Below are 21,609 nucleotides of genomic sequence, written 5' to 3' on the forward strand. Positions count from 1 at the left end.
GGATTGGTGGCGTAACCGATGACCCGTGTGGGAGCGGGCTTGCTCGCGAAGGCGCCAGTCCCGTCACCACAAAAACCACAGCGTCCCCCAAAAACAAAAACCCGCACACGGCGGGTTTTGTTTTTAAAGCGGATCAGGCATTCAGTCAGCCAAACGCCAGGTCGTACCGCCCTTGCCGTCTTCCAGCACCACGCCCATGGCGGTGAGCTGGTCGCGGATGCGGTCGGATTCGGCCCAGTCTTTGCCGGCGCGTGCCGCCAGACGTGCAGCAATCAGCGCATCGACTTCAGCGGCATCGACACGCCCTTCGGCGCCCGCTTGCAGGAAGTCATCGGCTTCCAGCTGCAACACGCCCAGCACGCTTGCCAGTTCTTTCAGACGTGCCGCCAGACCGGCCGCCGCGTCGAGATCGCTCTCGCGCAGACGGTTGATCTCACGCACCATCTCGAACAGCACCGCGCAGGCTTCCGGCGTGCCGAAGTCGTCGTTCATCACCGTGGTGAAACGCTCGACAAAGGCTTCGCCGCCAGCCGGAGCAACGCTCGGCAGGCCTTTCAACGCGTGGTAGAAACGCTCGAGTGCGCCCTTGGCGTCCTTGAGGTTGTCTTCCGAGTAGTTGATCGCGCTGCGGTAGTGGCTCGACACCAGCAGGTAACGCACGACTTCCGGGTGGTACTTGTCGAGCACGTCGCGAATGGTGAAGAAGTTGTTCAAGGACTTGGACATCTTCTCGCCATTGATACGGATCATGCCGCAATGCATCCACGCGTTGGCGTAGGTCTTGCCGGTGGCCGCTTCGCTTTGGGCGATTTCGTTTTCATGGTGCGGGAACTCGAGGTCGCTGCCGCCGCCATGAATGTCGAAGGTCTCACCGAGGCAGCAGGTGGACATCACCGAGCACTCGATGTGCCAGCCCGGACGCCCGGCGCCCCACGGCGATTCCCAGCTCGGCTCGCCCGGCTTGGCGGCTTTCCACAGCACGAAGTCCAGCGGGTCTTCTTTCGACTCGTCGACTTCGATGCGCGCGCCGATGCGCAGGTCTTCGATCTTCTTGCGCGACAGCTTGCCGTAGCCCATGAACTTGGCGACGCGGTAGTACACGTCGCCATTGCCCGGGGCGTAGGCGAAGCCCTTGTCGATCAGGGTCTGGATCATCGCGTGCATGCCCGGAATGTGATCCGTGGCGCGCGGCTCCATGTCCGGCTTCTTGATGTTCAGGCGCGCTTCGTCTTCGTGCATCGCGGCGATCATGCGCTCGGTCAGCGCGTCGAACGACTCACCGTTCTCGCGGGCACGATTGATGATCTTGTCGTCGATGTCGGTGATGTTGCGCACGTAGGTCAGGTCGTAACCGCTGAACCGCAACCAGCGGGTCACCAGGTCGAACGCGACCATGCTGCGGCCGTGGCCGAGGTGGCAGTAGTCGTACACGGTCATGCCGCACACGTACATGCGCACCTTGTTGCCATCCAGCGGCTTGAAGACTTCTTTGCTCTTGGTGAGCGTGTTGTAGATCGTCAGCACTTTATATTTCCTTGACGCTAAATCACTGGCCCCACGAATCACGCAGGGTCACGGTACGGTTGAATACCGGCTGACCTGGTTTCGAGTCCTTGATGTCGGCGACGAAGTAGCCTTCGCGCTCGAACTGGAAACGGTCTTCCGGCTGTGCGTTGCCAAGCGATGGCTCAGCACGACAACCGGTCAGCACTTGCAGTGAGTCAGGGTTGATGTTGTCGAGGAAACTCGCGCTGTCTTCGGCCTTCTCCGGGTTCGGAGAACGGAACAGGCGATCGTACAGACGCACTTCGCACTCGATGCTGGCAGCCGCCGGCACCCAGTGGATCACGCCTTTGACCTTGCGGCCTTCAGGGTTCTTGCCGAGGGTGTCCGGGTCGTACGAGCAACGCAGCTCGACGATGTTGCCGTCGGCGTCCTTGATCGCTTCGTCGGCACGGATCACGTAGCTGCCACGCAGACGCACTTCGCCGTTCGGCTCCAGGCGCTTGTAGCCCTTTGGCGGTTCTTCCATGAAGTCATCGCGGTCGATGTAGATTTCACGGGCGAACGGCAGCTGGCGCACGCCGAGTTCTTCTTTCTGCGGATGACGCGGCAGTTCGAGGTTTTCGACCTGACCTTCCGGGTAGTTGGTGATCACCACTTTCAACGGACGCAGCACACACATGGCGCGCGGCGCGTTTGCGTCCAGATCCTGACGGATGCTGAACTCGAGCATGCCGAAATCGACCACGCCATCGGAACGGTTGGTGCCGATCATGTCGCAGAAGTTGCGGATCGACGCCGGCGTGTAGCCACGGCGACGGAAGCCGGACAGCGTCGACATGCGCGGGTCGTCCCAGCCATTGACGTGCTTTTCATCGACCAGTTGCTTGAGCTTGCGCTTGCTGGTGATGGTGTAGTTCAGGTTCAGGCGGCTGAACTCGTACTGACGCGGGTTGGCCGGCACCGGCAGGTTTTCCAGGAACCACTCGTACAGCGGACGATGGCTTTCGAATTCCAGGGTGCAGATCGAGTGGGTGATGCCTTCGATGGCGTCCGACTGACCGTGGGTGAAGTCATAGTTCGGGTAGATGCACCACTTGTCACCGGTCTGATGGTGATGGGCGTGGCGGATGCGGTACATGATCGGATCGCGCAGGTTCATGTTCGGCGAGGCCATGTCGATCTTCGCGCGCAGCACGCGGGCACCGTCCGGGAACTCACCGGCACGCATGCGCGCGAACCAGTCGAGGTTCTCTTCTACCGAACGGTCGCGGAACGGGCTGTTCTTGCCCGGCTCGGTCAGGCTGCCACGGTATTCCTTGGCCTGCTCAGGGGTCAGGTCGTCAACGTAGGCCTTGCCGGCCTTGATCAGCTCCACCGCCCAGTCGTGCAACTGGTCGAAATACTGCGAGGCGTAGCGCACTTCGCCGGACCACTCGAAGCCCAGCCATTTGACGTCGCTTTCGATCGCGTCGATGTATTCCTGGTCTTCCTTGGCCGGGTTGGTGTCGTCGAAACGCAGGTGCGTGACGCCGCCGAACTCCTGGGCCAGGCCGAAGTTCACGCAGATCGACTTGGCGTGGCCGATGTGCAGGTAGCCGTTGGGCTCAGGCGGAAAACGGGTGACGATCTGGGTGTGCTTGCCCGAGTCCAGGTCTGCCTGGATGATCGGCCGCAGGAAATTGACCGGCACGGCAGGGCCGGACTTGGCATTCGAGGTAGGGTCGACAGTGGGCTTGCTCATAGGATCCTTGACTTACATGTGCGCGGCCGCAAAGGGGGCCAGACAAAACAAAGCCGCTATCATAGCCGATGCTGTCAAGGGGCTGACAGAGCGCGGCCTATAAAGGAGCGCATTTAATCGCCGGGTTTTCGAAAAACAGCCTCGAAATTCGCGCCTGTCACGCTAAACTGCGCTCCTTGGCCGAAGCAGGCTGAACCGGTTGTGGGGCTGAATGTCCCAGAACCACGAATTCCTTATAAAGAGTAGCGATCATGACTCAAGTCAAACTGACCACCAACTACGGCGACATCGTCATCGAACTGGACGCGGAAAAAGCGCCAATCACCGCTGCCAACTTCATCGAATACGTCAAGAAAGGTCACTACGAGAACGTAGTGTTCCACCGCGTGATCAAGGGCTTCATGATCCAGGGCGGCGGTTTCGAGCCTGGCATGCAGGAAAAGAAAGACAAGAGCCCAAGCATTCAGAACGAAGCTGACAACGGTCTGAAGAACGAGAAGTACACCGTTGCCATGGCCCGCACCATGGACCCGCATTCGGCCTCGGCGCAGTTCTTCATCAACGCCACCAACAACAGCTTCCTCAACCACACCGCCAAGACCGCTCAGGGCTGGGGTTATGCCGTGTTCGGTAAAGTGGTTGCCGGTACCGACGTGGTCGACAAGATCGAAGGCGTGGCCACCACTTCCAAGGCCGGTCACCAGGACGTGCCGAAAGACGACGTGATCATCGAGAAAGCCGAGATCATCGAAGCGTGATATTGCTGATTTCAGACTTGCATCTGGAAGAGGAGCGCCCGGACATTACCCGGGCGTTTCTGGATTTGCTCGCCGGACGCGCCCGCTCGGCGAGTGCGTTGTACATTCTCGGCGACTTCTTCGAGGCGTGGATTGGCGACGACGCCATGACGCCCTTCCAGCGTTCCATCTGCCAGGCCCTGCGCCAGTTGAGCGACAGCGGCACGGCGATCTTTCTGATGCACGGCAATCGCGACTTCCTGCTCGGCAAGGCCTTCTGCAAAGAAGCTGGCTGCACCCTGTTGAAGGACCCGAGTGTCGTGCAGTTCTATGGCGAGCCGGTGCTGCTGATGCACGGCGACAGCCTGTGCACCCGCGATGTCGGCTATATGAAGCTGCGGCGCTACCTGCGCAACCCGATCACCTTGTTCATCCTGCGCCACCTGCCGCTGAGCACCCGCCACAAACTGGCGCGCAAGCTGCGCAGCGAAAGTCGCGCGCAGACGCGGATGAAGGCCAATGACATCGTGGATGTGACGCCGGAGGAAATTCCGCGGATCATGCAGGAATACGGGGTGAAAACCCTGATCCACGGCCACACCCATCGCCCGGCGATCCATAAGCTGCAGCTCGGCGAGCAGGCGGCGAAGCGGATTGTGCTGGGGGACTGGGATCGTCAGGGTTGGGCGTTGCAGGTCGATGAGAACGGGTATGCCCTGGCACCGTTCGACTTTGCCCCGCCGCCACAACTGGCAGCACCTGCCAGCTGACACAACACAAAACCCAATGTGGGAGCGGGCTTGCTCGCGAATACGGAGTGTCATTCAGCATTGATTTGTCTGATACACCGCTTTCGCGAGCAAGCCCGCTCCCACATTTTTGACCGCGTTTTGCTTAGTGACCGCTGGCGGCCGGTCCGGCCTTCGCCGCAAACGGCGGTTTCGCCAGCCACACAATCAGAATCAGCCCCATGAACCCCCAGCCCAGCAACGTGAAGTAATCCACGGTGGAGAGCATGTACGCCTGACTGGTGAGGATCTGATCCATCTGCGCATAAGCCGATTGGCTCGCGCCGCCTAAATGGTTCAAGGTCTCGCGGGTCGCCGGTTCGAAGGTACTGATGCTTTCGCTCATGTACGCATGATGCTGATCGGCACGGCGGATCCAGATCCACGTGGTCAACGATGCGGCAAAGCTGCCGCCCAAAGTGCGCAGGAAGGTCGCAAGGCCTGCGCCGTCGGCGATCTGGCTCGGTGGCAGGTCGGACATCAGGATGCTCAGGGTCGGCATGAAGAACAGCGCCACGCCAATACCCATGAACAGCTGCACCAGAGCGATGTGCTGGAAGTCCACCTCGTTGGTGAACTCGGCGCGCATGAAGCAGCTCAGACCAATCGCGAGGAACGCCAGACCGGCCAGCAGGCGCAGGTCGAACTTGTTCGCGTACTTGCCGACAAATGGCGACAACAGCACCGGCAGAATGCCGATCGGCGCCACCGCCAGACCGGCCCAGGTCGCGGTGTAGCCCATCTGGGTTTGCAGCCACTGCGGCAGGATCAGGTTGATACCGAAGAACCCGGCGTAACCCAACACCAGCACCAGCGTGCCGATACGGAAGTTGCGATGCGCGAACAGGCGCAGATTCACCACCGGATGCTGATCGGTCATTTCCCAGATGACGAACACTGCCAGGGCGATCACCGAAATCGCCGCGCCGATGATGATGAAGTTCGATTCGAACCAGTCCAGGTCATTGCCCTTGTCGAGGATCACCTGCAACGCGCCGACGCCGATGATCAACGTGATCAGCCCGACGTAGTCCATCGGTTGGCGACTGGTTTCCACCGGGCGCTTGGCCAGTTGCGAGCGCACCACCATCACCGCAAAGATGCCGATCGGTACGTTGATGAAGAAGATCCACGGCCAGCTGTAGCTGTCAGTGATCCAGCCCCCGAGAATGGGCCCGGCAATCGGCGCGACCACCGTGACCATCGCCAGCAACGCCAGGGCCATGCCGCGCCTCGCGGGGGGATAGACCGCAATCAACAGGGTTTGCGTCATCGGGTACAGCGGCCCGGCCACCAGGCCTTGCAGCACGCGGAAACCGATCAGTTCCGGCATCGAGGTGGAGATACCGCAGAGGAACGAGGCCAGCACGAACAGAATGGTGGCCCAGAGAAACAGCTTCACCTCACCGAAACGGCGGCTGAGCCAACCGGTCAGCGGCAGCGCAATCGCGTTGCTCACGGCGAACGAGGTGATCACCCAGGTGCCCTGCTCCGAACTCACCCCAAGGTTGCCGGAAATCGTCGGCAGCGCCACGTTGGCGATGGTGGTGTCGAGCACTTGCATGAACGTCGCCAGCGACAGGCCGATGGTGCTGAGCAACAGGCTGGGCGGCGTGAAAGAGGCGTTATTGCTCATTGTGAATCCTATGAAACCTGATGGTCGCCGCAGCCCTGTAGGAGTGAGCCTGCTCGCGATAGCGGTGTGTCAGACCCAATTTTCTCGACTGATACACCGCTATCGCGAGCAGGCTCACTCCTACAAGGTCAGTGCAGGTCAGCGTTGCGCGGTCTTGCTCACCGCAGCGCTGTTGTCGTGGATCAGTTGCGCAATCATCGCGTCGGCTTCGGCCAGTTGGCGGTCATAGACGTTGGTGCTGAACGAGGCCTTCTGCGGCGGTTGCTGGGCCAGCACCGGGCCGCTCTGGTCGTGCAGGTTCACTTCAACGTTGGTCGACAGCCCGACCCGCAGCGGGTGCTGGGCCAGTTCTTCGGCGTTGATGTGAATCCGCACCGGCACACGCTGCACGATCTTGATCCAGTTACCGGTGGCGTTCTGCGCCGGCAACAGGGCGAACGCGCTGCCGGTACCGGCGCCGAGGCTGTCGACGGTGCCGCTGTACTTCACGCTGCTGCCGTAGATGTCGGACTCGATGTCCACCGGTTGGCCGATGCGCATGTCACGCAATTGGGTTTCCTTGAAGTTGGCGTCGATCCACAGTTGATCCAGCGGAATCACCGCCATCAGCGCGGTGCCCGGCTGCACACGCTGACCGAGTTGCACGGTGCGTTTGGCGACGTAACCATTGACTGGCGCGATCAGCGTGCTGCGGGCGTTGGTCAGGTACGCCTGACGCAGATCGGCAGCGGCGGACATCACGTCCGGGTGCGACGAAACCACGGTGTCATCGACCAGCGCGCTGGTGGTTTTCAGTTGCTGCCTGGCGTTGGCCAGGGCGTTTTGCGCCGAGGTCAGGTCGTCGCGGGCGTGGGACAGTTCTTCCTGGGAAATCGCCCCGCCAGCGGCGAGGTTCTTCCGGCGGTTGTAGTTGTCCTGAGCCTTCTGCACTTCAGCCTGTTGCGCGTTGACCTGGGCTTTCATGCCATCGACGTTGCTGTACAGGCCGCGCACCTGACGCACGGTACGCGCCAGTTTTGCCTGAGCACTTTGCAGGCCGACTTCGGCGTCGTTGGGGTCGAAGTTGACCAGCACCTGACCTTCGTGAACCAGATCGCCGTCGTCGGCGCCGATGCTGACCACGGTGCCGGTGACCAGCGGCGTAATCTCGACGACGTTGCCGTTGACGTAGGCGTCGTCGGTGCTTTCGTTGAAGCGCCCGATGAATTCGTGATACGCCCACACGCCGGCCCCGGCGAGCAGGACCACGACGGCCAGCACCAGCAGCATGAATTTGCGCTTGCGCGGATTGCCGGTGTCGGGGGTGTTGGCTTGAGTTTGGGTGTTTTCGGCAGTGGCCATGACAAATACCTGAATTAGTTGTGCGACGTGGCTGGGGTGGCGTTGGCTGCGGTCAGGGTTTCACCCTGAAAGCCGCCGCCCAGCGCTTGCATCAGTTGAATCGACAGGTCGATCTGCTCGGCATTGAGGTTGGCCAGCTGACGCTGGGCCTGCAGCAGTTGCTGCTCGATGCTGAGCACGTCCAGGTAGTTGCCGATGCCGGAACCGTAACGCTGGACGACGGTGTTGTAAGAATCCTGAGCAATCTCGGTGGCGTGTTGCTGCGCGCCGATCTGCCGGCCGATGTCACGCAACTGGTTGATCGTGTCGCTGACATCACCGAGGGCTTTCACCAGGCTTTTGTTGTACTGCGCCACCGCCAGATCGTAATCGGCGTCGCGCGCATCGAGGTTGGCGCGCAGGCGCCCGCCGTCGAAGATCGGCACCGAAAGGGTCGGGGCGATGCTGAAGAAGCGACTGGCCGACCCGAACATCGCGTCACCCAACAAGGATTCGGCACCGGCCGAAGCCGTGAGGTTCAAGTTGGGATAGAAGCGGGTTTTCGCCGAGTCGATGTCTTTGCTCGCCGCCTCTACGCGCCAGCGCGCAGCGACCAGATCCGGACGCCGACCGAGCAGTTCCGCCGGCAACACCGACGGCACCGCCACGGCACTGGCTTGCAGGACTTTCGGCCGGGCGATTTCGTTGCCGCGATCCGGGCCTTTGCCGAGCAGCACGGCCAGGGCGATTTTCGCGCTGTTCAGACGTTTTTCAGCGTCGATCAGGCTGGCTTCGGAACTGGCCTCAAGGCTTTGGGTTTGCTGGAACTGGTACTGGCTGTCGATCCCGGCACTCAAGCGGCGCTGGCTCAGATCGAGCATCTGTTTGGTGCGTTTCAGATCGTCGTTGGCCAGGTCGTAAACGATATGCGCCTGACCCAGATCGCTGTAGGCGCGGGCCACGTCGGCGGCGAGGGTCAATTGCGCGGCCTGACGGTCGACTTCGGCAGCGCGAGCCTGACCGAGTGCAGCTTCCCACGCATCGCGCTGACCGCCCCACAAATCGAAGTTGTAATTGAAGCCTGCGCTGACGTTACGCACGGTCGCATAGGCATCGCCCTGCCCGCGCGGGTCCTGATCCTTGGCCAGGCGCGAACGGCTGATGCCGGCGCTGGCGTCGAGGGTCGGATAGCGTTCGGCATCGGCGGCATACGCGGCGGCGCTGGCCTGATGCGCGCGCGCTTCGGCGATCTGCATGTCCGGGCTGTCGTGCAGCGCTTCGCGGATCAGCCCGTCGAGTTGCGGATCGCCGAGGCTGGACCACCAGTCGCTCTTCGGCCATGCCGCCGGCGACAGAGTCACGCCGTTGAGGGACTGGCTGGCGTTGAGGCTTTTCGCATCCAGGCTTTTGCCCTGAGTGTCGAGGCCGCTGTAGTTGGCGCAGCCGGCGAGGATCATCGCCGACAGCACCAGGGTCAGGCTGCTGCGCAAGGTTTTACCGCTCATTGTGTTCACCTAACCGCTGGATAGTGATCGGGTCACCGGCTGCCAGCAGGATTTTCTTGAGGATGTATTCCAGGGTTTTCAGCTCTTCACGAGAGATGGCGCCGGCCAGTTCATTCATTGCATCGGCGCCGATGTGCGGCAGGCGATCGGCCAGTTGCTGGCCCTGCTCGGTGAGTTTGAGTTGCACCTGACGGCGATCGCCTTCGCTGCGTTGGCGAGCCAGGAAACCTTTCTGCTCCAGACGATCGAGCATGCGTGTCATCGAACCGCTGTCCAGCGACAAATGCCGGCACAGCTCGGCCGGGGTGTCGACGCCGAACTGGGCCATGATGATCAACACCTTGAACTGCGCGGCGGTGATGCCGTGGGGTTCCATGTGGGTATCGATGATCCGGTCTTTGAGCAGCGCGGCACGGCCGAGCAACAGGCCGAGATGGCAATGTTTGAATTCGTCCGGGGTGAAATGCTTCATGTGCTCACCTAATAACTGCCTAGGCAGTGAATGTATGTCGAGATGTTACTGCCTAGGCAGCGAATGTCAACGTAATAGTTAGGTTGCTTTGTAATTAGTTGACCAGTGGACTGGGTTTTTGCGCTGCATGGAAGAACGCCATCGCGAGCAGGCTCACTCCTACAAGGGATCTCCTGCGAACACAGACTTCGCGTCGATCAGCAATCCGATGTAGGAGTGAGCCTGCTCGCGATGGCAGCAACTCGGTTTAAAGCCGATCAGACTTCATCGGAAGGACGGGCAGCCGCCGGCGGCTGGAGTGGATGCACTTCGCGCCCGCGCAAGGCCGCCAGCGCATAACCGCAGGCGCGTTTGATCACCGCATACATGCTGTGCCAGCCCGGCGGTGCCGGCTCGATGGCGGCATGCAGCGCCCGGGCGTAATCGAGCACCAGACCGGGCGTCCAGGCCATCACTTCGGCGCGTTTACGCACCTGCGCCGCCACCCAGAACTCGGGGCTGAGGATCACTCGGGCGAAATCGAGCATGCTCGAATGCCCGCGATTCATCGCCCCTTCAAGGGCTGCTTCGAGGCTGTGGGCGACGGCACTCGAGCAGTTGCGGCTGGTGAGGTTGTATATGCTGTTCTGTCGATACTCAGCCCAGAACGCCTGCAACCGCCGGGCGTCGTAGTGAGCAAAACTGACCTGAACCGAAGACGGGCACCAGTCGGCCACCTCGCCGGCATAGTCCGGCAGAAACCGCCCGGCGACATCGTTGTTCGGCGTCGCCCGCAGCAAGCGCACGAAATCCCCCGTCGAATGATCGATGTCGTCCAGCGGGTAATGGCTGATGTAAATCTCCGGGCCACATTCCAGCGCCGCGTGGCCGGCCGAGATCACGCCGTTGATGTCGACCGCGGCGATATAGCGATTGAGCAGACGGTTGCGCACCAGAGTGTCATCGACAGTGCCGCTGGGGGTCCAGACATGAATGACCAATGCGGCGCTGCGGGCCGGCGCACTGAGCGCAACAGGGTTTGTCAGCGGCGGCAGGTGCCTGAAGCGCACGGCTTGGCGCAACAACGCGCAGCCCGAGAGAAACAGGCTCATGCCGATGCAGAACGGCACCGTGCCCTTGTACAGCGTCGGATACGGCTCAAGGATAAACACGCCAAAGCCAAGTTCGAACAACCCCGCCAGCAGCGACACTTGCCAGCCGACAAAGCGCACCACCACCGCAGCCGCCAACCTGAAGACCCCATCAACGATGAAAGCCCCGCCAAACAGCACCGCCAGAATCAGCCCGGCAGCATGTTGCCGGTCAACGATCAGCAGCCCCAGCAAGAGAAACGCCAGACCTCGCGCTTTACGCAGGGCCGCAGCGGTCCCGGTCTGCGGTGCAGGCACCAGCAGCAGGATCAGCGCTTCGAGCAACAACAGATAGCCGAAGAGATGCAGCGGGAAATACAAAACGCCATCCAGCGCATCGATGAAGATCGCCACCCCGGCCGCGCCCCAGACAATGCCGGTCAGCGCCAGTGCTGACCAACGCTTGCGGACAAAGTCATTACCGAGCAAGACCATACTCAAGCGGACCATAGGCGCAACCGGCAAGGTTTTGAGGGTTCGGTGAGTCTAATACATCCTGGAAAAACCGGATCGCAGCGTCACGACCCGGCTATTGGCGACGTTCTCAGAAATCGCGCTTGTAGAAGATATCCAGCGAACTGGCGACACCGCTGGCGGCTTCGACATATACCTTCTTGCTCAGCTTGTAACGCAGCGCGATGGTGTTGGCTGGCTCGAACACGCCGACGCCATAACGCAGGCTGAGTTTCTCGGAGATGTTGCCGCTGGCGACCACGCTGGTGGTGTTGCCGCTGCCCTGGGTGTCGAGCTGGAAGTCCTGAATCCCCAGGTCTTTGGCCAGGCCGCTGGTGACCCCGGAACTGCCCATCAAGCCCAGACCCAATGCTGCTTGCGCGAGCATGTTGTTGTCTTCGCCGTTGGTGCTCAGCGGACGTCCCAGTACCAGGTAGGACAACGCCTGCTCCTGACTCATCGCCGGTTCAGAGAAGATTTGCGTGGTCGGTTGCTCGGCGCTGCCGCTCAGGCGGATACCGGCGATCACGTCGTCGGTCTGGCGGATCGCTTCGATGTCCAGATACGGCTGATCGATCGGGCCGGCAAACAGCAGCCGCGCACGACGCACGTTCAGGCGCTGGCCATAGGCGCGGTAACGGCCGTCGTTGAGCCACAGCTCGCCACGGGTGTCCATGTTGTCGCCGATGTGCACGTGACCTTGCAGGTTGGCGGTCAGGCCGAACCCGGCGAAGCTCAGTTTGTCTTCGCCGACCACCACGTCGATGTCCATTTTCATCGCCAGCGGTGGTTTGCCCTCTTCGGTCTGCGCGCCGACGATGATCGTGTCGTCGGACACTTTCACCGTCGACGGCGGCAGTTCACGCACGGTAATTTCGCCTCGCGGCACCTGTACCTTGCCGGCAATCTTCAGCTCATCGCCGGCCATGGAAATCTTCAGGTCCGGCGCCACTTCCAGTTTGGCGTAAGGCTCGACGGCGACCGGCAATTGCGTGCCCTTGAGCGCCAGATCGACCACCAGCGCCTGGCCCCAGGCGACGTTACCGTTCAGACTGCCCTGCCCGCTCTTGCCGCTTTTCCAGCCACCGTCGAGGCGCACCGATTCGCCGGCAATCACGGCGGTGAGTCGCAGATTCTGCAACTCCATCGGCAACTCGGCGCCAGACACTTCGCCGTCGCTGAGTTGCACGGTGCCGTTGACCAGCGGCGCCAGCAGCCCGCCGGAAATCGTGCCGCTGCCATTCAGGCGCCCGGTCAGTTTCTCGACCATCGGCACAAACGGCCGCGCCACCGAAAGGTCCAGCCCGCTGAGACGGAAAGAACCACTCAGCGGTTTGTTTTTCGGCAACGGATTGAGCTGCGCCTGCACCATCAACTCGCCGAGTTTGCCGCCGACGAAGTTGAGTTCGGTATCGACGCGCTTCGGCGTGAGTTTGCTGGTGAGCTTCAGGGTCTGGTACGGGAAGTCCAGCCACTGATCCTTTTCCTTCATGCGCAAGGTGCCGCCGCTGGCGTCGACGCTGACCACGCCGTTGGGGCCGCTGGCCGGCAGATCCAGTTGCAGGTCGGCGTTGAGCTTGCCCTGCCAGGCGAAGTCTTTCGGTAGCCATTGTGCGAGGCTTTCAATCGGGAACTGCTTGAGGTGGTAACGCAGTTTCGGCTCCGGCAGCAGGCGCTGGTCTTCACCGCACAGACTGGCATTGCCGGACATCCAGCAATGCGCGCCGAAGTTGATCTTGCCGTCGGCGAGGCGTTCGAGTTGGGCCGGGCTCTGCAGTTTCCAGTCCTGGCCGCCGGCCTGAATATCGCCGCTGGCCAAACGACCGCGCCAGTTACCCTTGTCCAGATTGCCATCAAGGCCGAGGGCCAGTTTCAACTTCGGCCCGAGCAGGTCGAGGTTGAGTTTCTGGCTCTTGATGTCGCCTTGCGCGCTGGCGGTCAACACGCCGAGGTTGGTGTCGCCGGCCTGAATCCCGCTGCCCTTGAGGTCGATCTTCGCCCGTTGCGCACTGTCGAGCGTGGCATCGAGGTTGAGGCTTTGCAGGCGATTGTCCTGGAACGCCAGTTGCGAACCTTGCAGGCCGAGTTTGCCTTGCGGTGCTTTCAGCGTACCGGCAACGTTGACCTGACCCGTGACCTGCCCGCGCAACTGCGGCCAGAGCTGGGCCAGACGCGTCAGTTTGATGTCGATCTGCCCGGTGAGCTTCTGTTGCAGGCTGCCCTTGCCGCTGATGCTGTTATCGCCGAGGCGGATTTGCAGGGCGTTGAGGTTCCATTGCTCACCGGCACCGTCGGCCTTGGCCTGGAGGATTGCCGGTTGCCCGCGCAATTTGCCTTTGAGGTCGAGGTCGGCGCCGAGGCTCAGGCGATCGTTCTTCATTTCGCCTTTGCTGCGCAGCGGCCCGGCCAGGGTGCCCGGCAACTCCGCAACCCAGTACGCCGGGTTCAGCGCAGAGAGATCCAGCGCGGTGTCCCAGGCGATGCCATCGGCGAACTGCACATTGACATGCCCTTCAGCCTTGCCCTGCCCCGCTTCCATCTTCAGCTGCGGCAAGGCGATCTGTTTCAGGCTGCCGCTGAACGGACTGCTCAGGCTGAACGCCCCCGCCGGGCCATCGAGGTCGGCGGCAAAGTTACCGAGGTACTGACCGTCGGTGTAGGAGACTTCGCCGGTGAAGGTGCGCAAGGCGACTTGCGGCTCGTCGATTTCGTTATACAGCCGATGCCACGGGAAATCCTGCCAGTTGATGTTGGCCTGAGCCGTGAGGCCCTTGCTCCAGTCAATGCTGCCGGTGAGCTTGAGGCTTTGCTTATCGTTGGCCGTCAGGTCGAGGCCGGCGATCTGCGCGCCGCTGGCATCGACCTTGCCTTTGAGCAGCAGCGCCACCGGGCCTTTATCGGCGGGCAGCGTGGCATTGCCGTTTAACTGGTAACCGTTTTTCAAGTCACCTTCGCCGGTCAAAACCAGTTGATTGAGTTGCAGAGTGTCCGGCAGATCGGCGCTCGGTTTGAATGCCTCGGAGGTGATACGCACCTTGGCCGGCAGATTTTCCGCCAGCGGTTGCAGTTCGCCGCTCAACTGGCCGTCGAGGTAGCCACGGCTGTCGGCATGCAGGTTGAGGGTTTTCAGCAGATCGCCGTCGACTTTCAACGCCAGCGTCCAGGGGCCTGTGCCTGGGGACGGCAGGCTCAGGTCACCGGCGATGTTCAGCGGCCAATTGCCGGTCGGTTGCAGCAGGCCGGAGAGATTCAGGCTGAGGTCGTCGCGCTGCAGTTTCACGCTGTCGATCTGCAGGCCCTGGGCGGTCCAGTGCGCCGCCAGCTGCAGGCCCTTGAGCTGCTCGCTGCCGTTGAACAGCAGGCTGCCGACCTGCACGTCGCCCAGTTCGATGGCCACCGGCAGTTGCAGATCCGGCAGTTTGATCGGGCCACTGTCGGTGGTTTCCTCACTCGGCGGGAATTGCAGGATCACCTGATCGGCCTTGAGCTGTTCGATGCACAAAGTCATGCGGGTCAGGCACAGCGGTGACCAGGCGAAGATTGCCTTGTTCAGCTCGACGCGACTGCTGTCCTGCTGCCACAGCAGATGATCGGCGCTCCATTGGCCACCGAGACGGCCCTGGAAATTCTCCACGCTCAAACCCGGCACCAGGCTCAGCGCCCAACGGCTGCCGGCCTGCGTCCCGAGTACCGCGCTGATGCTCATTACAACCAACAGCACCAGCGCCAACAGCGCCAGTGCCGATATTTTCAAACCACGCTTCACAGCTCAGGCCCCATGGAAAAGTGCAGCCGGATGCCGCCGTCGTCGTCCAGCGCGTGGGCCAGGTCGAGGCGGATCGGCCCCACCGGCGAGACCCAGCGCACACCGATACCGACCCCGGTCTTGAGGTTCGGCAGTTCGAGTTTGTTGAAGGAGTTGCCCTGGTCGACGAAGGTCGCGATCCGCCATTTCTCGGCAATCGAGTACTGATACTCGACGCTGCCGGCCACCATGTAGCGGCCGCCGATGCGGTCGCCCTTGGAGTTTTCCGGGGACAGGCTCTGGTAGTCGTAACCGCGCACGCTTTGATCGCCGCCGGCGAAGAAACGCAGCGACGGCGGTACCGAGTTGTAACCGTTGGTGGCGCTGCCGCCGACCTGCACCCGACCGAGGAAGCGGTGGTTGTCGAACACCGTGGTCAGGCCTTTGATCAACGCCGTGCCATATAAAAGGTTGTTGTCCGAACCGAGGCCTTCCTTCGCCACCTTGCTTTCAAAGGTCAGGCGATAGCCGTTGTGCGGATCGATGCGGTTGTCGCTTTTCAGGTACGAGTAACTGATGCCGGGCATCAACAAGGTACTCAGGCCGGAGTCGTCGCCGAGTTCATATTCTTCGCGCTGCCATTTCAGCGAGATCACTCGCTGCCAGCCGCTGGGCAACTTACTGTGCCATTCCGGGCCGAAGGTCAGCAGCTTGCTCAGGGTGTCGGAGCCGTCGATGTTTTCAAATTGATAACCACCGGCCCAACGCAGTTTGTCGGTCAGCGGTGGGTCGAGCGGGATGTCATAGAACAACCCGACGTTCTGCCGTGGCGCCGACAATTCGGCTTCCCAGCCGTAACTGTCGCCCTGCGGGTTGACCCAGTGGCGTGTCCAGTTGGCCTTGATCCGTGGGCCGACATCGGTCGAATAACCGAGGCCCAGGCCCATGGTGCGTGGCTTGCGGGTGTCGAGTTTGACGTCGACCGGGATCACATCGTTTTTCGCCGCCGTCGGCGCCGCATCGACGCGCACGCCTTCGAAATAGCCACTCGATTGCAGGTCGCGGTTGAGTTCGGCGATCAGCTCGGAGTCATACGGATCGCCAGCCTTGAACGGCACCATGCGTTGCAGCAGGTCTTCGTCGAACGGCGTATCGCCCTCGAAACTGACTTTGCCCAGCGCATAACGCGGGCCGCTTTCGTAGATCAATTCAACGTCGGCCACCCCGGCACGCGGGTCGACCAAAAGTTTCTGGCTGGTGAAATGGCCACTGAAAAAGCCGAAGCGCGAGGCCTGGTTCTGGATCAGGCGTTTGGCGTCTTCATAACGCCCATGGTTGAGCACCGCGCCGGACTTGAGCGTGTCACTGCTCGGCACACGAAAGGATTTGAGGGAGGCGGCAGGCCCGTCGACGCGGATGGTGACGTTGCGCAGACGAATCGGCTCACCGGGATCGATGTTCAGCACCAGGCGCGGTTTTTCGCCGCCCTTCACGTCACTGTCGATCTGCGGCTGGTAATAACCCAAGGCCTGCGCGGCTTTGCGCGCCTGCTCCTCGGCCCCGCGACTGAAGCGCAGCAAGGCTTGTTCGTCACGATCGCCGAGGCTGCCGATATAACCTTCTATATTGGCCTTGAGTTCATCGTTGGACGGTTTGATCCGCACGTCCAATTCACTTTGCGCCAGCGCCGCGCAGCTGGTTAACAGCATGAGCACGCCACTGGTAAATCTTCCTGGAAACTTCATAGGCGCGGATGCTATCACGGGCTTGGGAGCGTGATAGAACAGGAAATTTCCTGAAAAGTTCTATGGCTAAGCCGTTGCAGTTTGTAACACCTGCGGATTGGCGTGGAAAAACACGTGCTCGCGCACCGGGCCGACGGCCACTTCGCCGATCTCTTCGTAGCCCTGGCGTTTATAGAATTCCAGGTAACGCGGGTTGCCGGTGTCGAGCACCACGCCTTGCGAGGTTTCGTCCACTGCGCACCAGTTGTGCACGGCGGTCAGCAACTGCTCGCCGAAGTGTTTGCCCTGAAACTGCGGATGAATCCCCAGCAGCGGCAGCATGTGCACCGAGTCGCTGGGCACGCAGACGGCCACCGCATCGTGGTATTCCAGATAACGCCGGGTGCAGCGGAATCCGGTGCTGAGCACCATGCGCAGGCGCCATGCCCAACTTTCGGTGATCCCCAGACGCCGTTGCGGCGGCGCGATCAGGGCGATGCCGATCAGCCGGTCGTTGACCAACAGGCCGATGGCCGGCTGATCCTGCAGAAAATGCTGTTTGACCAGTTCGCGCACCGTGGCCCGCACGCGCTGCTCGTAACCCGGCCGCTCGGCCTCGAACAGGTAACCGAAGGTCGGCTCGTGGCGATAGGCCTGATACAGCAGCGATCGAGCTTCGCGCGAGTAACCGCGGTCGAGCATGTGGATGTCGGCGATGGCGGTCTGGGTTTCAGGCATGACGGTGATTCTCCCCGGGGCGCGGCTCAAATGACTGCGCTCTTGATGGTACGAACCTTTTGCGGGTGGCGCAGTTCCCCACAGGTATAGACCAACTCGGGATCTTCATCGACTGGGCGGCCGCCATCGCGAGCAGGCTCACTCCTACAGGGGGTACGCATTCCAATTGTAGGAGCGAGCCTGCTCGCGATGGCGTCAGCTCGGGCAACCCACATCCCACAGATGAAAATGATTTCTCCCACCCCACACTGGCCCCCATCCCACATGTCAGCTAGCATCGCCCTTTTGCCAGGACTGCCGACCATGAAGATTGTTTCCTTCAACATCAACGGACTGCGCGCCCGTCCGCATCAGCTGGCAGCGCTGATCGAAAAGCATCAGCCGGACGTGATCGGCCTGCAGGAAACCAAGGTCCACGACGACCAGTTCCCGCTGGAAGAAGTGCGTGCGCTGGGCTACCACGTTTATTTCCACGGTCAGAAAGGCCATTACGGCGTCGCCCTGCTTTCGCGCAAAGAACCGATTGCGATCCACAAAGGCTTCGCCAGCGATGAAGAAGACGCACAGCGCCGCTTTATCTGGGGCACTTTCGCCGACGCCAATGGCGTGCCGGTGACCATCATGAACGGCTACTTCCCGCAGGGCGAAAGCCGCGACCACCCGACCAAATTCCCGGCCAAGCAACGCTTCTACAGCGACCTGCAAACCCTGCTGGAAAGCCAGTTCCACAACGAGCAGCCGCTGGTGGTGATGGGCGATGTGAACATTTCCCCGGAGGACTGCGACATCGGCATCGGCCCGGACAACATGAAGCGCTGGTTGAAAACCGGCAAATGCAGCTTCCTGCCGGAAGAGCGCGAGTGGATGGCCCGCCTGAAAAACTGGGGCCTGACCGACAGCTATCGCCACTTGAACCCGGACGTGACCGACATGTTCAGCTGGTTCGACTATCGCAGCCGTGGTTTTGAAGACGAACCGAAACGTGGCCTGCGCATCGACGTGATCCTCGCCTCCCACGGCTTGCTGCCGCGGGTCAAGGATGCGGGCGTGGACTATGAACTGCGCGGCATGGAAAAACCGTCGGATCATGCGCCGATCTGGCTTGAACTGGCCTGATCTCAAGCTTTAAGAGAACCTTGTAGGAGTGAGCCTGCTCGCGATGACGGTGGATCAGTCGATGTGTTTATTGGCTGATACTCCGCCATCGCGAGCAGGCTCACTCCTACATTGGATCACTGTCATGTTTTGGTCATGCGCCTGACTTAATCTCCCCGGCAATCCCCTTGGCTTGATTCGGTGCCGGCATGATCCTGCGTGTTCTGTTCGCTTTTCTGTCGAGTGCATGGCTGACGGTCAGTGCCGCCACCCTGCCCATCCCCGAACACGGCCCGGCATTGCGCATTCAGGGTTCCAACACCATTGGCGCCGACCTTGGCCCGGCGTTGGTTGAAGGCTTTCTGCAGGACCAGGGCCTGCTGAAAATTCACCGAGAGAACCCCGACGCCGCCAACGAACAACACATCGTCGGCCAGACTGCCCAAGGCAAACGGGTGGTGATTGAAGTCGCCGCCCACGGTTCCAGCACCGGGTTCACCGCGCTGAAAAGCGCCAGTGCCGACCTCGCCGCCTCTTCCCGTCCGATCAAGGACAGCGAACTGCTCAGCCTGCAAGCGCTCGGCGATCTGAAAAGCGCCGCCGCCGAGCAGGTGATTGCCATCGACGGCCTGGCGATCATCCTTCACCCCGGCAACCCACTGCAGCAACTGGACACCGAGCAACTGGCGCGGATCTTCAGCGGTGAGGTGAAAACCTGGGAAGACCTCGGTGGTCGCGGCGGCGCGATTCATTTATATGCGCGGGATGATCAGTCCGGCACTTACGACACGTTCAAGGAACTGGTGCTGGGTCGGCGTGGGAAAAGTCTGAGTTCCAGTGCGAAACGCTTCGAATCCAGCGAGCAATTGTCCGACGCGGTGAGCAGTGATCCGCAGGGTATCGGTTTCATCGGTCTGCCGTATGTGCGTCAAGCCAAAGCCGTGGCGATTGCCGACGGCGCATCGCAATCGATGTTGCCGCTCAACAGCCTGATTGCCACTGAGGACTATCCGCTGTCGCGGCGCCTGTTCTTTTATCTGCCGCCGGGCAACCAGAATCCGTGGGCATCGGCACTGGTGGCGTTTGCGCAAAGCCCACAGGGCCAGAAGATTGTCGCGGCCAACGGCTTCATCAGCCAGACCGTGCACGCGATGACCGTGACACCGAATGCGCTGATGCCCGAGGGTTATCAATCCCTCAGCCGCCATGCCCAGCGTCTGACGGTGAATTTCCGTTTCGAGGAAGGCAGCGCCAGCCTCGACAACAAGGCGCGGCAGGATCTGGCGCGGGTGCTCGACTATATACAGCGCCACGACAAGACCGAGCGCGCGGTGACGCTGGTGGGGTTTGGCGACGAGAAAGACGATCCGGCCCGCGCCGACCTGCTGTCAAAGCTGCGGGCGATGGCGGTGCGCCGTGAATTGGTGAAGAACGGCGTGGTGATGCGCGAAGTGCGCGGGTTTGGCGCGTTGATGCCGGTGGCGGCGAACAGTGCGGATGAAGGCAGGATCAAGAATCGGCGGGTTGAGGTTTGGGTGTATTAGACCTGATGTTGATGCACTGAATCGGCTTAAGTCATCGCTGGCAAGCCAGCTCCCACAGTGTCCGAGTCGTACACAAAATTCATGTACGTTCAAAAAACTGTGGGAGCTGGCTTGCCAGCGATGAACGATAACTTGGTCTAAGATCAGCGCTCGCTACGCAGCATTTCCTTCGGCACATACTTGCCGATCTCGAACTTGCCGATTGCCGCGCGGTGCACTTCGTCCGGGCCGTCGGCCAGGCGCAGGGTGCGCTGCATGGCGTACATATAGGCCAGCGGGAAATCGTTGGAAACCCCGGCCCCGCCGTGGATCTGGATCGCCCGGTCGATCACCCGCAGCGCCACGTTCGGCGCGACGACCTTGATCTGCGCGATCTCGCTCTTCGCCACTTTGTTGCCGACGGTGTCCATCATGTACGCCGCTTTCAGGGTCAGCAGGCGCGCCATGTCGATTTCCATCCGCGAGTCAGCGATCTTGTCGACGTTACCGCCCAGACGCGCCAGCGGTTTGCCGAACGCGGTGCGACTCACCGAGCGCTTGCACATCAATTCCAGCGCACGTTCAGCCATGCCGATCGAGCGCATGCAGTGGTGAATCCGCCCTGGGCCGAGGCGACCTTGAGCGATTTCGAAGCCGCGTCCTTCACCGAGCAGGACGTTTTCGTACGGCACGCGCACGTTGTCGAACAGCACTTCGGCGTGGCCGTGCGGTGCATCGTCGTAGCCGAACACCGGCAGCGGACGGACGATTTTCACCCCGGGGGTGTCGACCGGCACGAGGATCATCGAGTGCTGCGCATGGCGCGGTGCGTCGGGGTTGCTCAGGCCCATGAAGATCAGGATCTTGCAGCGCGGATCGCAGGCGCCGGAAGTCCACCATTTCTTGCCGTTGATCACCCACTCGTCGCCATCACGCACGGCGCGAGCGGCCATGTTGGTGGCGTCGGACGAGGCCACGTCCGGCTCGGTCATGGCGAACGCCGAGCGGATCTCGCCGCGCAGCAGCGGTTCGAGCCAGCGCTGTTTCTGCTCTTCGTTGGCGTAGCGCACCAGCACTTCCATGTTGCCGGTGTCCGGCGCCGAGCAGTTGAACGGCTCCGGCCCCAACAGCGAGCGGCCCATGATTTCTGCCAGCGGTGCGTATTCGAGGTTGGTCAGCCCGGCGCCGAGTTCCGACTCAGGCAGGAACAGATTCCACAAACCTTCGGCCTTGGCCTTGGCCTTGAGCTCTTCCATGATCGCGGTCGGCTGCCAGCGATCACCCTCGGCAACCTGGCGTTCGAACACGGCTTCGGCCGGGTAAACGTAAGTGTCCATGAACGCGGTCACGCGCTCACGCAGTTCTTGCACCTTGGGCGAATAAGCGAAATCCATGAGCAATTACCTTCTATGGGCAGAGGTTGTTCAGATCATGCAATCGATGCTAGAACAGCGCTGATAATTTACCTAGCCTATTCTCGGCGTGTATAAACATTC

General features: G+C 61.4%; 15 protein-coding genes. 4 read left to right on the forward strand and 11 right to left on the reverse strand.

Annotation, left to right across the window (positions count from 1 at the left end; genetic code table 11):
• Window positions 1–141: 141 nt before the first annotated feature.
• Window positions 142–1,524 (reverse strand): cysteine--tRNA ligase, encoded by a 1,383-nt coding sequence (cysS, locus tag V3W27_RS14435; protein WP_128614803.1) that lies wholly within the window; start codon window positions 1,522–1,524, stop codon window positions 142–144.
• 22 nt (window positions 1,525–1,546) lie between these two features.
• On the reverse strand, window positions 1,547–3,247 hold the full coding sequence (locus V3W27_RS14440; RefSeq protein WP_047291683.1) for a glutamine--tRNA ligase/YqeY domain fusion protein: 1,701 nt from the start codon (window positions 3,245–3,247) through the stop codon (window positions 1,547–1,549).
• Between the two features lie 251 nt (window positions 3,248–3,498).
• On the opposite strand from V3W27_RS14440, the gene V3W27_RS14445 reads away from it, so the two are divergent.
• The gene (locus tag V3W27_RS14445) at window positions 3,499–4,005 is read left to right on the forward strand and encodes a peptidylprolyl isomerase (protein ID WP_027614639.1); all 507 of its coding nucleotides are present in this window, start codon (window positions 3,499–3,501) and stop codon (window positions 4,003–4,005) included.
• Complete coding sequence (gene lpxH, locus V3W27_RS14450) at window positions 4,002–4,754, forward strand: UDP-2,3-diacylglucosamine diphosphatase (RefSeq protein WP_330206885.1); 753 nt, start codon at window positions 4,002–4,004, stop codon at window positions 4,752–4,754. Before V3W27_RS14445 ends, lpxH begins: the two co-directional genes overlap by 4 nt.
• 124 nt (window positions 4,755–4,878) lie before the next feature.
• Here the strand turns inward: lpxH and V3W27_RS14455 are convergent, their stop codons facing one another.
• From V3W27_RS14455 to V3W27_RS14490, 8 genes are all read right to left on the reverse strand, one after another.
• Window positions 4,879–6,408, reverse strand: coding sequence for a DHA2 family efflux MFS transporter permease subunit (locus V3W27_RS14455; RefSeq protein ID WP_027614637.1), 1,530 nt, complete (start codon window positions 6,406–6,408; stop codon window positions 4,879–4,881).
• A 138-nt stretch (window positions 6,409–6,546) separates the two neighbouring features.
• Complete coding sequence (locus tag V3W27_RS14460) at window positions 6,547–7,749, reverse strand: HlyD family secretion protein (RefSeq protein ID WP_330206886.1); 1,203 nt, start codon at window positions 7,747–7,749, stop codon at window positions 6,547–6,549.
• Between the two features lie 14 nt (window positions 7,750–7,763).
• Window positions 7,764–9,233 carry an efflux transporter outer membrane subunit gene (locus tag V3W27_RS14465; protein WP_330206887.1) on the reverse strand — a complete coding sequence of 490 codons (1,470 nt, stop codon included), beginning with the start codon at window positions 9,231–9,233 and terminating at the stop codon, window positions 7,764–7,766.
• Window positions 9,223–9,705, reverse strand: coding sequence for a MarR family winged helix-turn-helix transcriptional regulator (locus tag V3W27_RS14470; protein WP_095118200.1), 483 nt, complete (start codon window positions 9,703–9,705; stop codon window positions 9,223–9,225). Before V3W27_RS14470 ends, V3W27_RS14465 begins: the two co-directional genes overlap by 11 nt.
• 257 nt (window positions 9,706–9,962) lie before the next feature.
• Window positions 9,963–11,285, reverse strand: a complete 1,323-nt coding sequence (locus tag V3W27_RS14475) for a hypothetical protein (RefSeq protein ID WP_330206888.1) — start codon at window positions 11,283–11,285, stop codon at window positions 9,963–9,965.
• Window positions 11,286–11,379: 94 nt separating this feature from the next.
• Window positions 11,380–15,054, reverse strand: a complete 3,675-nt coding sequence (locus V3W27_RS14480; protein ID WP_330206889.1) for a translocation/assembly module TamB domain-containing protein — start codon at window positions 15,052–15,054, stop codon at window positions 11,380–11,382.
• Window positions 15,051–16,778 carry an autotransporter assembly complex protein TamA gene (locus V3W27_RS14485; protein WP_330206890.1) on the reverse strand — a complete coding sequence of 576 codons (1,728 nt, stop codon included), beginning with the start codon at window positions 16,776–16,778 and terminating at the stop codon, window positions 15,051–15,053. The genes V3W27_RS14480 and V3W27_RS14485 overlap by 4 nt, the downstream gene beginning before the upstream one ends.
• 66 nt (window positions 16,779–16,844) lie before the next feature.
• A complete protein-coding gene (locus tag V3W27_RS14490; protein ID WP_330206891.1) occupies window positions 16,845–17,495 on the reverse strand; it encodes a GNAT family N-acetyltransferase in 651 nt (216 codons plus the stop codon).
• Window positions 17,496–17,798: 303 nt separating this feature from the next.
• On the opposite strand from V3W27_RS14490, the gene xthA reads away from it, so the two are divergent.
• Complete coding sequence (gene xthA / locus V3W27_RS14495) at window positions 17,799–18,611, forward strand: exodeoxyribonuclease III (RefSeq protein ID WP_095138861.1); 813 nt, start codon at window positions 17,799–17,801, stop codon at window positions 18,609–18,611.
• Window positions 18,612–18,799: 188 nt separating this feature from the next.
• The gene (locus V3W27_RS14500; protein ID WP_330206892.1) at window positions 18,800–20,134 is read left to right on the forward strand and encodes a phosphate ABC transporter substrate-binding/OmpA family protein; all 1,335 of its coding nucleotides are present in this window, start codon (window positions 18,800–18,802) and stop codon (window positions 20,132–20,134) included.
• A 143-nt stretch (window positions 20,135–20,277) separates the two neighbouring features.
• Here the strand turns inward: V3W27_RS14500 and V3W27_RS14505 are convergent, their stop codons facing one another.
• Window positions 20,278–21,507, reverse strand: a complete 1,230-nt coding sequence (locus tag V3W27_RS14505; RefSeq protein WP_041075051.1) for an acyl-CoA dehydrogenase — start codon at window positions 21,505–21,507, stop codon at window positions 20,278–20,280.
• Between the last annotated feature and the right edge of the window lie 102 nt (window positions 21,508–21,609).

Source organism: Pseudomonas sp. AM14(2022) (assembly GCF_036346455.1).
Classification (GTDB): domain Bacteria; phylum Pseudomonadota; class Gammaproteobacteria; order Pseudomonadales; family Pseudomonadaceae; genus Aquipseudomonas; species Aquipseudomonas putida_A.

Excerpts from the sequence above, each read along its gene's own strand:
- V3W27_RS14440 (WP_047291683.1), bottom strand. The coding sequence starts at position 3,247 with ATGAGCAAGCCCACTGTCGACCCTACCTCGAATGCCAAGTCCGGCCCT.
- V3W27_RS14445 (WP_027614639.1), top strand. The coding sequence starts at position 3,499 with ATGACTCAAGTCAAACTGACCACCAACTACGGCGACATCGTCATCGAA.
- V3W27_RS14455 (WP_027614637.1), bottom strand. The coding sequence starts at position 6,408 with ATGAGCAATAACGCCTCTTTCACGCCGCCCAGCCTGTTGCTCAGCACC.
- V3W27_RS14460 (WP_330206886.1), bottom strand. The coding sequence starts at position 7,749 with ATGGCCACTGCCGAAAACACCCAAACTCAAGCCAACACCCCCGACACC.
- V3W27_RS14465 (WP_330206887.1), bottom strand. The coding sequence starts at position 9,233 with ATGAGCGGTAAAACCTTGCGCAGCAGCCTGACCCTGGTGCTGTCGGCG.
- V3W27_RS14470 (WP_095118200.1), bottom strand. The coding sequence starts at position 9,705 with ATGAAGCATTTCACCCCGGACGAATTCAAACATTGCCATCTCGGCCTG.
- V3W27_RS14475 (WP_330206888.1), bottom strand. The coding sequence starts at position 11,285 with ATGGTCCGCTTGAGTATGGTCTTGCTCGGTAATGACTTTGTCCGCAAG.
- V3W27_RS14485 (WP_330206890.1), bottom strand. The coding sequence starts at position 16,778 with ATGAAGTTTCCAGGAAGATTTACCAGTGGCGTGCTCATGCTGTTAACC.
- V3W27_RS14490 (WP_330206891.1), bottom strand. The coding sequence starts at position 17,495 with ATGCCTGAAACCCAGACCGCCATCGCCGACATCCACATGCTCGACCGC.
- xthA (WP_095138861.1), top strand. The coding sequence starts at position 17,799 with ATGAAGATTGTTTCCTTCAACATCAACGGACTGCGCGCCCGTCCGCAT.
- V3W27_RS14500 (WP_330206892.1), top strand. The coding sequence starts at position 18,800 with ATGATCCTGCGTGTTCTGTTCGCTTTTCTGTCGAGTGCATGGCTGACG.
- V3W27_RS14505 (WP_041075051.1), bottom strand. The coding sequence starts at position 21,507 with ATGGATTTCGCTTATTCGCCCAAGGTGCAAGAACTGCGTGAGCGCGTG.